The organism is Clostridium sp. E02 (assembly GCF_003833015.1).
In the GTDB taxonomy this organism is placed as follows: Bacteria; Bacillota; Clostridia; order Lachnospirales; family Lachnospiraceae; genus Lacrimispora.
This window is the reverse complement of the sequence record NZ_RJLQ01000052.1, coordinates 1-1,114: the sequence shown is the minus strand read 5'-3', so window position 1 is coordinate 1,114 and position 1,114 is coordinate 1. Positions and strand designations below refer to the sequence as shown.

Sequence of the window (1,114 nt, the reverse complement as noted above, 5' to 3'; positions counted from 1 at the left end):
TATGATTCATTTATGATAATGTCCTAGTGTATCACAAATGATTATGTCCCAATTAGTAGTTCATATATTATAATAGAACCTCATGACTTAGAAATGAGGTGGACACAATCAGAAAGGTATTACTAACAATGGATGAAAACCAAAAGTACGAGGTCATTAAAAAACTCGTAGACACAAATGGCAATAAAAAAACAGCTGCGCTTAAAATAGGTTGTTCAGATCGACACATCAATCGCTTAATAAAGGGCTATCAAGAACAAGGTAAGTCTTTCTTTATTCATGGTAACCGCGGGCGACAGCCGGCCATTACCCTTCCTACAGATACCAAACAGTTAATCCTGGACTTATATCGTACCAAGTACAGTGACTGCAATCTGACCCATTACTCTGAACTTCTCAAAGAAAGAGAACATATCAGTGTATCTGTCAGTGCCATTACTTCTATTCTTAGAAAGGAATATATCCTTTCTCCTAAAGCAAACCGCTCATCAAAGAAAGCGGTAAAGAAAGCATTAAAGGCTATCCAATCAAGGACTAAGTCCAAAAAGAAAGCAGCTATTATTCAAAGTTCCATCATGGATCTTGAGGATTCCCATCCAAGGCACCCCAGATGTACGTATTTCGGTGAAATGCTTCAAATGGATGCGTCCCTACACCTTTGGTTTGGAGAAACCAAAACACAGCTCCACATCGCTGTTGATGATGCCTTAGGACAGATTGTTGGTGCATATTTTGATGAGCAGGAAACTTTAAATGGCTATTATCATGTTCTTTATCAGGTTCTAAGTAATTATGGCATTCCATATCAGTTTTTCACAGATAAACGAACTGTATTTGAATACAAAAAGAAACATGAAACCTCTGTAGAGAAGGATACTTTTACTCAGTTTGGTTATGCCTGTAAACAATTAGGAATCGACATTCGTACATCCAGCGTTGCACAAGCAAAAGGGCGGGTTGAAAGAATGTTTGGCACTCTTCAATCCCGCCTTCCTGTTGAACTCCGACTTGCGAATGTAACAAGCATTCAGCAAGCCAATCAATTTCTCCTCACCTATATAAAGAAATTTAATAAGCAGTTCGCATTACCTATTGATAGTATCAAATCTGTGTT

At 38.0% G+C, this 1,114-nt stretch carries 1 protein-coding gene; it reads left to right on the top strand.

Features of this window, described 5'->3' with window-relative positions; genetic code table 11:
* Window positions 1–128: 128 nt before the first annotated feature.
* Window positions 129–1,114, top strand: a 986-nt coding sequence (locus tag EFT72_RS18860) for an ISNCY family transposase (RefSeq protein ID WP_124068456.1), incomplete at its 3' end; no start/stop codon positions are given.